Origin of the sequence: Bacillus cereus group sp. N12, from assembly GCF_016483575.1 — a bacterium.
GTDB classification, from domain to species: domain Bacteria; phylum Bacillota; class Bacilli; order Bacillales; family Bacillaceae_G; genus Bacillus_A; species Bacillus_A toyonensis.
Map to the genome: position 1 here is coordinate 1 of NZ_JAEHBO010000269.1, position 240 is coordinate 240.

A 240-nucleotide genomic window follows, 5' to 3' on the forward strand; every position below is an offset into this window, starting at 1 on the left:
AATGGGCAGTTGTAATCCTTGGACGCGCTGTGATCCTGTCGCTCGAGTTTCTCGTTGTGGACGGCTCCATCCTTGTGGCCCCTGCTGTCCTTCTGGTCCCGTCGCACCTATTGGTCCGACTGGACCTTGAATTCCTTGCACACCTTGAGGTCCTGTTGGGCCCATCTCCCCCATTGGGCCTTGAAATCCTCTTGGTCCTTGGGGGCCAGTCGGACCTTGTGGACCTGTTGGGCCAGTAAT

1 pseudogene is annotated in these 240 nt (G+C 57.5%); it reads left to right on the plus strand.

What is annotated here, in order from left to right:
- Positions 1 to 130: 130 nt before the first annotated feature.
- A pseudogene (locus tag JDS92_RS31665) lies at positions 131 to 240 on the plus strand (glutamine synthetase); the annotation flags it as partial.